This window comes from Methylocaldum gracile (assembly GCF_053646815.1).
This window is the reverse complement of sequence record NZ_CM132196.1, coordinates 2,096,910-2,109,280: the sequence shown is the minus strand read 5'-3', so window position 1 is coordinate 2,109,280 and position 12,371 is coordinate 2,096,910. Positions and strand designations below refer to the sequence as shown.

Here is a 12,371-nt window from a genome sequence, read left to right as displayed (position 1 = left end):
ATGGGAGGAGTGTCATGAAAACACAGGGGCGTGTTTCTGTGCGTCGCTATCGGATCGGCTATCTCGCTTCGGGAATGCTGGTCGTCATGAGTTGTGCCGCCGTCATCGCTGCCCGATGGCCGGGCGATTCCGCGCCGGAGGTCGCCGGTCGGGGGCTCAAACCGGTTGCAGAGATTCCGACTGAGCTGGAGAAACGGTGGGGCATCCGGCTCTTGGGCATCAGACTTTCGGCGGCGGGCAATATGCTCGATTTCCGCTACCGTATCATCGATGCCGGAAAGGCCGCTCCGATGGCTGACCGGACGCTTAACCCCTACGTGGTGGATCAGAAGACCGGCAGCCGGCTTTTGGTGCCCACCGCGCCGACCGTCGGCTTTCTGCGCCAGACCAGCGCAGCTCCCCTGGAGAACCGAACCTACTTCGCCTTGTTCGCGAATCCCGGCAGACAAATCGAAGCCGGCGATAAAGTCACGGTGGTGATTGGTGACTTCAGAGCAGAAAATCTGGTCGTGGAGTGATCGCGATGCGTGTTTCAAATCTCCGCAGACCAGTCAATCGCACCGTCTCGATTCTACTGCTCGCGACCTTTGCCGGCGCGGTCACGCACGCCGGCGCCATCGATCCCCGGCTCGATGCGGTCTTGCGAACGGCAAAGCCGAATGAGTCCATCGCCGTGATCGTTACACTGTCCGACCGAGTCGAGTTAGGCGACTTCAAGGACAAGGACAAACGGCTCCGCAGAAGTAAAATCACCAAAGCGCTCAAGGCCAAGGCGAATCAAAGCCAGAAATCGCTGAAAGCCTTTTTGCAAAGCCAGGGGGCTCAGCGCGTCCGGCAGCTTTGGTTGATCAACGGGATGTCGTTTGCCGCCAAAGGAAGAGCGGTTCTAGAAGTGGCCAGGCGGCCGGAGGTCGAGCGCATGAGTCTCGACCAGACGCTGGAAGCGCCGACGGCAAGCGCCGGCACTCAGGCCGCTCCCGAATGGAACCTAAACGTCATCCATGTTCCGGAACTATGGGCGATGCAGCACACCGGACGTGGGATCGTGGTCGCCAACATGGATACCGGAGTGGATGCGAATCACCCAGACCTCGGCAGTCGCTGGCGGGGCGGCGCGAACAGTTGGTACGACCCGCACGGCGAGCACGCCACCCCCTACGATGGCCACGGACACGGCACCCAGACCATGGGCATCATGGTCGGAGGGAGCGCCGGCGGCACGGCCATAGGCGTCGCTCCAGGGGCCGAATGGATCGCGGCCAAACTGTTCGACGATGCCGGACAGGCGCAATTCAGCGATATCCACCTGAGCTTTCAGTGGCTGCTCGATCCGGACGGCAACCCGGATACGTCCGACGCGCCCGACGTCGTCGCTGCCTCGTGGGGCTTGCAAGGCACCACGGACCGGTGTGTCCTCGAATTCGCGAACGACATCCAGGTCTTCAGGGAGGCGGGTATCGGCCTCGTGTTCTCGGCCGGGAACGAAGGTCCGATCTCTTCGAGCAGCGTGAGTCCGGCCAATAATCCCGAAGCCTTTTCGAGCGGTGCGGTGGACGACACATCGGTCGTGGCGAATTTCAGCAGCCGTGGGGCTTCGGCCTGCGATGGCGGCATCTATCCTCAATTGAGCGCTCCCGGTGTCGACGTCAACACCAGCGATTTGTCGTTCGGCGGGCTGCCTATTTACGCCACCGTCTCCGGCACGTCCTACGCCGCTGCTCATGCCGCGGGCACGATGGCCTTGCTGCTCGAAGCGTTTCCGAATACGGGCATAGCGGTCCTGGAATCGACCCTGCGGCAATCCGCCCAAGACCTGGGCGAGTCCGGCGCCGACAACAGCTACGGCTACGGGCTGATTGATGCCAAGGCCGCGCATGATTACCTGCTCGATCATCCGCCCGGCGGCGGCCACGCGCCTGCAATTACCTCGACCCCGGTGACGACGGCCACCCAAGGGCAACGATACACCTATACCGTAACGGCCAGCGACCCCGATGGCGACACGTTGATTTTTTCGCTCGACAGCGCGCCGACGGGCATGAGCATCGATGGCGGGACGGGGCTTATCTCCTGGATTCCGAACGCCGATCAAGTGGGCGCCAACAACGTGACCGTGAAGGTCGCCGATTTCGGCGGGCTATCCACGACTCAGACCTTTACGATCAACGTGGCCGACGTTAATGATCCGCCCGTCGCGTCAAACGATGCCTACAGCACGGTCGAGGGCGGGACCCTCTCGATCGCCGCACCCGGCGTGCTCGGCAACGATAGCGACCCCGACGGCGACTCGCTCAACGCTGTTCTGGCCGGCGGCGTTGCCCATGGAAGCCTGAACCTGAATGCCAATGGCAGCTTCAGTTATACGCCGGCCGTCGGCTTCACCGGCACCGACGGCTTTACCTATCGAGCCAATGACGGCACATCGTCGAGCACGCCGGCGACGGTATCCATCACCGTGGCCGCCAATAAACCCCCGGTGGCGGCGAACGACTCGGCAACCACGCGCAGAAACACCGGCAAGCTCATTGCCGTACTGGCCAACGATTCCGATCCGGACGGCAGCCTCGATCCCGCGACGGTAACGATCTCCGCGAAACCCGATAAGGGCGGATCTGCCGTCGCCAATGGCGATGGCACGATCACCTACAGGCCGAGGCTGCGCTTCACGGGCACGGAGGTTTTCAGGTACACGGTCAACGACAACCGGGGCGCCGAATCCAATGCGGCTACCGTTACGGTGAACGTCACCCGGTGAGGAGGCAAAGGACATGAACGGAACAGATTGTCGCCGCCTCGTTTCGGTTTGCCTCCTTCTCACGGCGGGGACGGCGTTTGCTCCCTGCGATGCGGGCTCTTACGATAGGGCTGCTTCCATTTCCTTTCAGACCGGCTTATCGTACGCGATTCCGGAAATCACGCTGGTCGATCAGGGCGGCCGGCGCGTTTCCTTATCTTCCCAGCTCGATATCGATAGGCCGGTCGTCCTCGATTTCGTCTTCACCACCTGCACGACGGTCTGCCCGATATCCACGGCGCGCCTGTCCAAGCTTCAGGCGCAGCTGACCCGCCAGCGAGCAAAATTCCGCCTGATTTCGATTTCCATCGATCCGGAGCACGATACGCCGGAAGCGCTTAGGCAGTATGCCCAAGAGTTCGGCGCGGGTCCGGATCGGCGTTTTCTTACCGGCGATGCGGCCAGCGTTCTCGCCGTTCAGAAGGCTTTCGACGCCTACCGGGGCGGCAAAACCTATCACCCTGCGTTGACGTTCATGCGTTTTCCCCACGACCCGCGATGGCTCCGTTTCGAAGGGGTGGTGAGCGCCGACACCCTGCTCCATCACTTCTTGACCCTCGCTCCGGACAACGTCGCGGCCAAGTGATGTTCACGCTACGGCAACGCCGCCTGATCGACGCCATGAAAGGAAGCTTGCTGACGCTTCTTGCGGTCCATTCATGTGTCGCATCTGCGGCTGCCACACCAACGCAGACCATTGGGATAAACTTGGGGATGGTCGAATGGGGCAAGCGAATCTATCGCGAAGGAGTTCTTCCTTCCGGGCGTCCCCTGCGTGCCTTGGTTCAGGACGATGTGACGCTGACGGGGAGCCGCGCCGCGTGCGTCAATTGCCATGGACGCAGCGGGTTCGGCTCCGGCGAGGGACAAGCCGTCGCGCGGCCGATCACCGGACCTTCGCTTTATAACCCTGCGTACCCCCCTCACCCGAAGATGCATGGCTCCGGGTCTCAAAGCGCACTGAGCCGCCCCGCGTACACGGACGAAACGCTCGCCACAGCCCTCCGAACCGGCATCGACATGACGGGACGCCGACTCAACCCGCCCATGCCGCGTTATACGTTGACCCGGACCGAGTCCGACGCTCTGATCGCTTATTTGAAAACGCTGTCGACGGCCCCATCTCCCGGAGTCAACGATCAAACGATTCATTTTGCGACGGTAGCGACCCAGGATGCGGAGCCGACGAAACAAAAGGCAATGCTAGATGTCTTGGAGGCTTTCTTTCGGAACAAGAATGCCGAAACACGACGCGAGACCCTGCGGGCCGAGCGTGCCCCATGGGATATGGAGCGTGAATACAAGGCCTACCGAAAGTGGCGCCTACACCTGTGGACGTTGACGGGGCGTCCGGAAACCTGGCGCGCTCAACTCGAGGCCTATTACCGCACACAGCCGGTCTTTGCGCTGCTCAGCGGGATCGGGGCGGGGGCTTGGCAGCCGGTCCATGATTTTTGCGAGCGGCACGAAGTTCCCTGCCTGTTCCCGAACGTGGACTTTCCCGTCTTCTCCGAAAACGGCTATTACGCTTTCTACTTTTCTCGCGGCGTGACCCTCGAGGCGGACGTACTGGCCAGGCATCTCAGCGAAGCATCCGAGAGATCCCTGCCCGGTCCTATCGTCCAGATTTTCCGCAACGACAAAACCGGCAGAATCCCCGCCGACGCCTTTCGGAAGGCGATGAAAGCTAACGGAAACGCTAGGGTCCGGGATGTCGGTCTCGACCCAGCCGCCAAACCGACCGCGGATTTTTGGCGCACTTTTCTGAAACGCGAGCACCCTGCTCTGCTCGTCCTCTGGCTCCGAGATTCGGATTTGAGCGGCCTGGAGAGCCTGGCCGCGTCTGTACTGGCCCCCGACCGGATCTATCTTTCTTCAACCCTGTCGAACAAAGCGTCCTCCTTCCTTGCGGCCGATTCGAGAACCAAAATTCGCTTCGTTTATCCGTTCGAATTACCGGAGGCGCTTGATCGGCGGTTGTTGCGACTCAAGGCGTGGCTGAAGCGTAGGAAGCTCGAGCCCATCGACGAACGCGTTCAGGCGAACACTTATTTTGCCGTGACCAAGGCGGGAGCCGCGTTGATGCATATGGTCGATCATTTTTCACGTGACTATTTCGTGGAAAAGATCGAACATGAAGTGGATACGACCATAGCCACGTCGGTTTACCCGCATTTGAGCCTCGGCACCGGCCGGCGCTTCGGATCGAACGGCGCTTATCTGGTCGAGCCTGATGTGGAAAGGAACGAGACACTGGTACCCGTCAGCCGCTGGATCGTTCCTTGATCCGAGGTTCTGTAGTCGAACGCAGGCTCACTTAAACGCGAATTAAGAGCTAACGGAGAGAAGATGCCAGCCCATTGGTGTCTCTTGAGGAGGGTTCTGCAACACCCCTCGGAGAGACGACCATGGACTGGCAAACTCAACTCATTACGGTGTATCTGACGGTGTGTGATCTCTACCGCAGGGGCCTCTGGGTCCATGGACAGCGATTCGCGCCCTAGGCCGATCTGCGCTTTACGGATGAAGAGGCCATCACCCTTTATTTGTGTGGCATTCTCGATGGAAAGTGCCAGATCAAAACGCTCTACGAGCATGCCCGGCGCTATTGGCGCGACTGGTTTCCGCATCTGCCCAGCTACGGCGGCTTCGTCCAGCGCCTGAATCGGCTCGCCGACGTGTTTCCCGCGCTGTTGGAACGCTGGAGTCCAGCTGGCGCGCCCGCCACCCCGATCGGGGTCGCCGATTCCTTCAAGGTGGTGCTGGCCCAGCAGGCCCGGCGGTATACCGCCAAGGTTGCCAAGGACCTGGCGGCGAGCGGCTATTGTCCGACCAAGAAGCTCTACTACCACGGGGTGAAAATCCACGTGATCGGCGATGAGCGGCCGGGCACCTTACCCCGGCCCCGCTATATCGCGCTGACGGCGGCGAACCTGAACGACGGCCCGGTGCTCGAACAGATTGCCCCGAGCCTGGGCTATCGAAATCTGTTTGCCGATAAGGCTTACGAATACCTGTCGCGCCAGACCTCGCTCCCGTTCACGGTCTTCACGCCGGTGCGAAAGACGCCGGGACAGGCGCATCTCGATGCCGCCGACCGGTTGTATTCCACGGCCGTGTCGCGGGTTCGCCAACCCATTGAAGCGCTGTTTAACTGGATTCAGGCGAAAACCGGTATCGAGGCGGCCAGCAAAGTCCGCTCCTCGCGGGGACTCCTCGTTCACGTCTTCGGCCGCCTCGCGGCTGCCATGTTCCTGTTGAACCAGTGGCCGGACAGCCCTTAATTCGCATTTAAGCGAGTGTCATTGTCCGACCTTTCTCACGTGACCCCGTCACTGCGATGGATAATCCGCAATCGTCGGCTGATCCGGTCCAAAATCAGAAAAGCCCCCGCGAGGATCAAGACATGGATGAATCCGGAGATATTGGACCTTGAAACGAGGAGCCCGGATTGGATAAGCAGCACGCTCAGGAAGGCCGATGCAAAAATCGATAATGCGCCGGTCAAGGGATCGAACGGGCGGCGGCGCAGCAGCCAGAGCGGAGCGAGAAACGCAAATCCAGTCAGGCCGACCAAGCTGGCGCGCACCAGATTGACTTCAGGGTACAGAATGCGAAAACGCCGATCCAGCAGGAACAGCAGCAACGTCAGGCTACCGATCGAGAGTAGATTTCGTTTCAGTGCGGATGCCCCTCGGCCGATTTGGCGGCGGAGTGGGTTTCGGAGTCCAAGGTAGCGCCTGTGACGGGACCGTCAATCCGGAACGGCCGGTTCACGGGCGGATGATCGAAGACCGTCTGGCTCCCGTCTGCCCATGCGATCACAAGCCGCTCGGCATGCGTGCCTCGACCCAGGCCAAAAACAAGAGCTGAGGTCTGATCGGTGCCCAGCCCCGAAGCAGAAGCGACCTCGCGGGTGTATTTGGCCCCCGAGCCTTCCAACGACGCGCGGGCGCCAAGCGAGCGAACGGTATCCGGCAGGATCACCGTGACCCGGTTGTCGTCGCTGCGGTTCAAGTAGGCCCGGCTCGGGCTGTCATTGTTGAGCCAGAACAGGTCCGGACGGCCATCACCGTCGAAATCGGCGATGACGGGCGAGTTGCTGAACGCAGGGTTCTCGGCTACCGGCGCAGGGTAGAAATCCGGCGTCGTGCCGACACCGAGGAGCACTTTCCCGGGAAACTTGAACAGGTGGTGGACCGGCCACTTGACGTAGTTTTGGGATACGAGGAGGTCCAGCGTCCCGTCGAAATTGACGTCCTCGAATACCGGTCCCCAGGCAAAACCAAGTCCTCCGAGTCCCGCCGCCTTCGTGACATTGCTGAAGCGGAACCCGCCCTCGTTGCGCAGCAACAACCAGCCGCCAGCGTAAGGCTGGTCATCATGGCGGTCGCCTTTGGCAGCAAAAGCAGGGAACGAATCGCCGACGTTGGAGAACACGAGATCCTGGTCGCCGTCGCCGTCCATGTCGCCCGCCGCGACGCCCATCCAGAAGCCATAACCCGACGCGAGCGGCACGGCCTCGAAGCGGCCATCGCGGAGGTTGCGCAGGATTTCGACCTGGCCGGTGTTTTGCGCGAGGACCAAGTCTTGATAACCGTCGCCATCCAGATCGACGAAAATCGAGGTGAAGGTGTTCTGCTTCGAGGCGGTGACTGGTGTTGTGATGTCCGTGAATCGGAGATTGCCGTCGTTGCGCAGCAGGCGGTTCGTCTTGGCGTGCTCGGGCACGTTGAATGTGGCCGAGACGAAGTGAGGGCGGTCGACGAAATCACTGATGTAGAGGTCACCGTCACCGTCATGATCGATATCGGACACGGCGATCGCCAGCGGGACTGAATTGACGGGTAATGCGACCGGCAGGGGTTGCGGCTGGAATTTTTGGTTCTGGTTTATATAGAGTGTGACACCATCATCGCGTGCCACGATCAAGTCCACGTCTCCATCGCCGTCGAGATCAATTGCGCAGGACCCGTAGGTCGCAGGTTTCGGGTCCGGAGACGAAATTCCCGTGCCGGCGATGCGGTCCACCAGCCGCCCATCTTGCAGCGCAAGCAGCGCGTCCGGTTGGCCGGCGCCGCCGCCCACGAAAATCTCCTCGCGGCCGTCGCCGTCCAAATCCAGCACGGCGGCTCCCGTGAGGTGGTGGGATGTCTCGCGGTTCCAGCGATGCGAGAAGTCGACAGCGATCTCCTCGTAGCGAGGCAGCGCCACGCCCTTGGGCAGGGCGCGCAGCGGTTCGCTGGGGTAGATCCACACGCAGCCCGGAAAGGCCAGGCCGGCAAGCACACAGGCCGCGATTCTGAGTGAATTTTTCACGGTAGTATCCTCCAGGTAGCCCGCCGCAGTGAACGTGGCGGGCAGGTGTGGAAAATTGTTAACCGCACTACTGACGGACAAAGGTGACCTGGCCGACCGGATTACGCTTGCCGTCCTTTTTCAAGAAATACGCTGCGTCGCTCGGCTGGACAGTTCCGCGTGGCTCGGCGTCGCTATCGAAAGCCCGATAGCTGGTGCCCGAGTCCGTGCCCGTGTCCCAGGCGTAAAGCGTGACGGACTTTTTGCCGACCCATTGGCCGTTCTCCATCAGCATGACGTCGGCAGCAAAGCCGCACCAGTCCGGGCTGGGCGCGATCATCGCGCCGATCGACACCATTGGATGACTTGGGTTGATCTCAAAATTCGCAACGGCCTTGCCCGGGACGTCCCGTATCGGATCCGGCGTTTCGATCAATACCCCGGCGGCACCGGCCGCAATGGCCGAGCGGATTTCGTCATCAAGCGGCTGGTGCTTTCCTTCCTCACACAGATGCTCAACGCCCGGCGATGCTGTGCCGCCGGCCTTGAACGGCGAGTAATCGGCGTTGTGAGTTACGCCGATGACCGGAGAAAAGTGCGCGAGCAACGGGAAATCCTTTGGATGCGTCTTGGAACTCCAAGTCCGCTCGAAAGAGACCTGGTAGCGCGCGGGCGCGGGTTCCGCATGGGCAGCGCTACAGGATAGAACTGCCGCCGCGAGGGCCGTGCCGCTGATCCAGCGCTGGCCGCGAATGGCGGAAATCCGCGAGGACACAGGGGTTCCGATGTGCTGGCGGGGGGCCAGATGACGGGATTGGGCCGGAACTGAATTAGGGAAGCGCATGGTCGATTTCATGGTGTGTCTCCTAGTGCAGTGATGTGTTGTGGTTGCTGCGATCGCTTCCGGAACCAAACTCCGGCGGATCGTGAAACTGTTAAAACAATCAACGTGCCAGTATTGGATAAGGGTAAAAACAACCAATAAAATCCATGACATATGCACTACACGGAGATACGGCCATAATTCTCGGCCATCGTCCCCACTGCCATTTGCAGGGAAACCTCAACTATTCGTGGGCCTGATCGGGCATATCCAGCGTAGCCTTGGTGATGGGTACCAACCCGCGTGATTGGCCACTCTGGTCGTCCACTTCACGGCTACAACCCTGTGGTCTTTTGTGCAGACACGCCTCCAGGACTGAGATCCAAGGGTTAAGGAGAACGTGATGTTCGCGGAGATGAAAAAGACGAAAGTCGCGTGCAATCCAGGCATGAGATTTCACCACTCGTGTGGTACCCAAGGACGCTGTGGGTAGGCAATTATCCAACCGGCAGCTTCTACCCATCCCTTGTCCGGCCATCATGCGGACGCGCCTTTGGATCAGCAGCCCGCAAGACACTGGCCTTTGGCAGACGGACCGCCGGCAAAATCAGCGGAATCCAAAAAAATAGATCACCGGTGTTTGCGTATCGGCCTCGACCAGCCACAAATAGTGGATCGCGTCCAGAAGCGCCGCGGGATAGATCGGCTTGTGCAAGGGCTTCCAATCGTGCTTGAGGCGGCGTTGCCAGCCATTATCGAGGTGATCGCGAGCGGCAGCAGCATCAGCCACGCGGCGAAGCCGAGCGTGATGGGGGCACGCTTGATCAAGTCATCTCCGAGTTGCCGAAGCGAGAACTCAAGATCGAAGACGAGGTAGATGGGAAAATCCAGGCACAGGTAGGCGTACGCCCACAGGCCCAGCGCGCGGTGTACGCGAATCGGCTCGGTCAACCCCGTGAGCCTGCGCAGCGGCGTCATCCCAGCGTCACGAGCAGCAGCCGCAGGGTCCAGTCGCCCGTGTAGTGCTCGAGGAATTCGGCGGAAATGGGCCCGCGCCTACTGGCGATCGTCCACTGGATGGCGAATGCGAGCGTCCATGCGGCGAGCCGCCAAAGCCAGAGCTTGAACGTCGCAGACATCAGAAGTCGATCCTGAGGTCCATGCCGGTGTAAGGGACGCCACTTCAGAGCAAGCGTTGAACATCAGCGTCTCGCGCTTGAAGAGCTCGAAGAGGCGCCACTCGCGCCTCCGGCTCCAGCGCGGATGATCCACTCCGGGATTCACGTTGGCATAGAAGCCGTACTTCCGGCAGTGTGTATGACCCGATTTCCACGAATCAGCTCAAGGCTTCAGGGTGGGATAACCTTCGACGAACACCCAGTCCGTCGCCCTGGCAGGAATATGACAGCTCTGACAGGTCTCGGTGAAGCTCTTTGACGTATTTAGCGCCGGGTTGCTCGCTTCGTACATCGCCCAGCCCCAGCCCTCTGCCCAATGCGGGTGGTTCTTAAAACGACGCTTGTCGTCCTTGATCATGACAAACCAGACTGCGTTTTCCCCGGCCCATTGCGCCGGACCGGTGGTCTTGAACCCGGTTTGCAGTGTGCGGATTTCCTTGACCAACACGGCTCCATCCGGGAAGCGACCGTGCTGGAGATAGTAGGCGGCGGCTTCTGGTTGCGTGTAGACATCATGAAAACCCTTGCCTGGCGCCTTCTCGTCGGCGACCACCCAGGATCCAAGGTGGGTCCAGGTCGTGCGGTAATTTTCCGGCAGACGGGTTTCGCCTTTGTCGTCGACCCAGCGACTGTAAGTCTCTCCGGACATGTCTGCCATTGCCGGAACGGCGACCATCAGGGCAAGCGGGATCGTAAACAGGTGTTTCATGGCGTGACTCTCTAGTGAGCGGCTTGCATTCGTTCGAATCTGTTGTCATCAACTGTCGGCAAGCACTGGGTTGAAAGCCCCAGCGCTTGCTTGCTGACCAAAAGCAACCACTTCAGCGAACGACTAGTCCGGTGACGCCGGCGGGCAGGGAGTCGAGGCTTTCCAGTTTCTCGAGCGCACCGCCCCTGCGGATGCGGTAAATGCCAATGCTGTGATCGCCGCCGCTGAGGGTGTACAACACCGTGCCATCCGTAGAAACAGCGAGGTCGGTCGGCCGGTTTTCTTCGGCCGCTCTCGTTTGCAGCAGCGACAAGCGCCCCGCAGAGTCGAAGGCGAACGCGGAAATGGCATTGGCAGGCGTGTCCGCAGTGAATGCGACACGCCCATTGGGTGTAATGGCCAGCCAGCAAGCGGCGGTTTGACCGACCGCAACTTCTCCATCGATCACTTGCACCCTTCCATCCTCCAGCAATTGATAAGAGGAGACCGTTGCCCCGCCGACAGCACCACCCTGGGCCTCGGAGACAAAGAATTGCTCGCGCTTGCCGAAGGCGAAACCGAACGGCGTGGTTCCGGCTGAATCGATAACATGGCGGTTCGCCGGTGTGCCGTCTTCGCTCAGGGAGAATGTGGTGATTTTGTTGGTCACTTTTTCCGTGACAACCAAGGCGTCGCCCTCCTGGCCGAAACTGATTTGAGCCGGCGCTGTGCCCTCCCCGCTGAGATTCCAATGGGACCCGGGCAAGGGATGCAGCTTCCCGGCGCGGGGATCGAACCGGAAACCGTAGATGGAATCGTCCCCGGCGTTGACCACATATACCCGATTGCGGTTAACGGTTATGCTGATTGGGGTCGATCCTTCCTCGGCAACGCGGTCGACGAGCACTAGACCGTCGCGTTTCACCCGGAACACCGAAACGTCGTTGCTGCCCGCGTTTACAGCAAACAAATAGTGCTCGTTGTGACTCAGTGCGAGCGCACCCTGATTGCCCAGGCCGGAACCGGTTCCCGTTCCGCCCGTGGTAAAACGACCTGCCGGTTCCATGTGGCCGTTGCCGTAGCGCCGAAAGGCGAGCACTTCATTCTGGATAGCGTCGTTAGACAGGGTATACACTGTTTCCTGGGCATCGTTCCGTTCATGGTCGGGGCGCTCGTCCGAATCGGCCAAGCCGATGGCCGGGATGAACGATGTGAAACAGAGCATGATGAGCGTAAGCTGTGGCATCAATAACGCAGTGGCCAGGTCGGATGATAAGAAGGGTTTCACCGCCCTCCCCAGCCCACAGGCCCGAATAGATCTTGTGAATGACATGTCGCTACCCTCCTCTTGCAATGGGTTGAATCGAGCGCTTTCCCGTCATCGGGATGATGAACGGATATCGCCCTTTTTCCTTCACAAGAATCGTGCCGACCTCTGTTAACCCGTGTAAGCCGCAGAAATCAAAGCACTGGATAAGAAGGGCTACCGGTCAGGACCGCCGCAGATCTCCAGAGAAAGCCGCAACATCTGGTGGGGGTCGCAAGATATGGTGGCTACCGCGGTCTTCATTCGCCAATCGACATGCGATC

General features: G+C 60.4%; 12 protein-coding genes and 2 pseudogenes. 5 read left to right on the top strand and 9 right to left on the bottom strand.

Annotated features, from left to right (window positions below):
- The first annotated feature begins 14 nt into the window (after positions 1–14).
- The 5 genes from ACWJJK_RS09250 to ACWJJK_RS09230 all read left to right on the top strand — a co-directional run bounded on the left by ACWJJK_RS09250 (position 15) and on the right by ACWJJK_RS09230 (position 6,078).
- Positions 15–518 carry a hypothetical protein gene (locus ACWJJK_RS09250; protein ID WP_077732150.1) on the top strand — a complete coding sequence of 168 codons (504 nt, stop codon included), beginning with the start codon at positions 15–17 and terminating at the stop codon, positions 516–518.
- Between the two features lie 5 nt (positions 519–523).
- Positions 524–2,755 (top strand): Ig-like domain-containing protein, encoded by a 2,232-nt coding sequence (locus tag ACWJJK_RS09245; RefSeq protein ID WP_454128915.1) that lies wholly within the window; start codon positions 524–526, stop codon positions 2,753–2,755.
- A gap of 13 nt (positions 2,756–2,768) precedes the next feature.
- The gene (locus ACWJJK_RS09240; RefSeq protein ID WP_454128914.1) at positions 2,769–3,380 is read left to right on the top strand and encodes an SCO family protein; all 612 of its coding nucleotides are present in this window, start codon (positions 2,769–2,771) and stop codon (positions 3,378–3,380) included.
- Complete coding sequence (locus ACWJJK_RS09235; protein ID WP_454129038.1) at positions 3,380–5,080, top strand: c-type cytochrome; 1,701 nt, start codon at positions 3,380–3,382, stop codon at positions 5,078–5,080. The genes ACWJJK_RS09240 and ACWJJK_RS09235 overlap by 1 nt, the downstream gene beginning before the upstream one ends.
- Before the next feature lie 260 nt (positions 5,081–5,340).
- Positions 5,341–6,078 (top strand): transposase, encoded by a 738-nt coding sequence (locus ACWJJK_RS09230; protein WP_454128913.1) that lies wholly within the window; start codon positions 5,341–5,343, stop codon positions 6,076–6,078.
- Between the two features lie 35 nt (positions 6,079–6,113).
- On the opposite strand, the gene ACWJJK_RS09225 is transcribed toward ACWJJK_RS09230, so the two are convergent.
- The 9 genes and pseudogenes from ACWJJK_RS09225 to ACWJJK_RS09185 form a co-directional block, all read right to left on the bottom strand.
- A complete protein-coding gene (locus ACWJJK_RS09225; RefSeq protein WP_086132892.1) occupies positions 6,114–6,440 on the bottom strand; it encodes a hypothetical protein in 327 nt (108 codons plus the stop codon).
- Between the two features lie 32 nt (positions 6,441–6,472).
- Positions 6,473–8,113 carry a CRTAC1 family protein gene (locus ACWJJK_RS09220; protein WP_454128912.1) on the bottom strand — a complete coding sequence of 547 codons (1,641 nt, stop codon included), beginning with the start codon at positions 8,111–8,113 and terminating at the stop codon, positions 6,473–6,475.
- Positions 8,114–8,180: 67 nt separating this feature from the next.
- Positions 8,181–9,089, bottom strand: coding sequence for a spondin domain-containing protein (locus ACWJJK_RS09215; protein ID WP_454128911.1), 909 nt, complete (start codon positions 9,087–9,089; stop codon positions 8,181–8,183).
- A 433-nt stretch (positions 9,090–9,522) separates the two neighbouring features.
- Complete coding sequence (locus tag ACWJJK_RS09210) at positions 9,523–9,705, bottom strand: cytochrome b family protein (RefSeq protein ID WP_240506747.1); 183 nt, start codon at positions 9,703–9,705, stop codon at positions 9,523–9,525.
- A 23-nt stretch (positions 9,706–9,728) separates the two neighbouring features.
- Positions 9,729–9,893 (bottom strand): annotated as a pseudogene (locus ACWJJK_RS09205) (sulfoxide reductase heme-binding subunit YedZ); the annotation flags it as partial.
- Positions 9,890–10,054, bottom strand: coding sequence for a hypothetical protein (locus ACWJJK_RS09200; protein ID WP_205780863.1), 165 nt, complete (start codon positions 10,052–10,054; stop codon positions 9,890–9,892). The pseudogene ACWJJK_RS09205 and the gene ACWJJK_RS09200, both read right to left, overlap by 4 nt.
- Positions 10,054–10,220: pseudogene (locus tag ACWJJK_RS09195) on the bottom strand (protein-methionine-sulfoxide reductase catalytic subunit MsrP); the annotation flags it as partial. The pseudogene ACWJJK_RS09195 and the gene ACWJJK_RS09200, both read right to left, overlap by 1 nt.
- Before the next feature lie 36 nt (positions 10,221–10,256).
- The gene (locus ACWJJK_RS09190; protein ID WP_454128910.1) at positions 10,257–10,802 is read right to left on the bottom strand and encodes a cytochrome P460 family protein; all 546 of its coding nucleotides are present in this window, start codon (positions 10,800–10,802) and stop codon (positions 10,257–10,259) included.
- Between the two features lie 112 nt (positions 10,803–10,914).
- The gene (locus ACWJJK_RS09185; RefSeq protein ID WP_240502631.1) at positions 10,915–12,114 is read right to left on the bottom strand and encodes a lactonase family protein; all 1,200 of its coding nucleotides are present in this window, start codon (positions 12,112–12,114) and stop codon (positions 10,915–10,917) included.
- Positions 12,115–12,371 lie beyond the last annotated feature (257 nt).

Excerpts from the sequence above, each read along its gene's own strand:
- ACWJJK_RS09245 (WP_454128915.1), top strand. The coding sequence starts at position 524 with ATGCGTGTTTCAAATCTCCGCAGACCAGTCAATCGCACCGTCTCGATT.
- ACWJJK_RS09250 (WP_077732150.1), top strand. The coding sequence starts at position 15 with ATGAAAACACAGGGGCGTGTTTCTGTGCGTCGCTATCGGATCGGCTAT.
- ACWJJK_RS09190 (WP_454128910.1), bottom strand. The coding sequence starts at position 10,802 with ATGAAACACCTGTTTACGATCCCGCTTGCCCTGATGGTCGCCGTTCCG.
- ACWJJK_RS09215 (WP_454128911.1), bottom strand. The coding sequence starts at position 9,089 with ATGTCATGGATTTTATTGGTTGTTTTTACCCTTATCCAATACTGGCAC.
- ACWJJK_RS09235 (WP_454129038.1), top strand. The coding sequence starts at position 3,380 with ATGTTCACGCTACGGCAACGCCGCCTGATCGACGCCATGAAAGGAAGC.
- ACWJJK_RS09240 (WP_454128914.1), top strand. The coding sequence starts at position 2,769 with ATGAACGGAACAGATTGTCGCCGCCTCGTTTCGGTTTGCCTCCTTCTC.
- ACWJJK_RS09185 (WP_240502631.1), bottom strand. The coding sequence starts at position 12,114 with ATGTCATTCACAAGATCTATTCGGGCCTGTGGGCTGGGGAGGGCGGTG.
- ACWJJK_RS09200 (WP_205780863.1), bottom strand. The coding sequence starts at position 10,054 with ATGTCTGCGACGTTCAAGCTCTGGCTTTGGCGGCTCGCCGCATGGACG.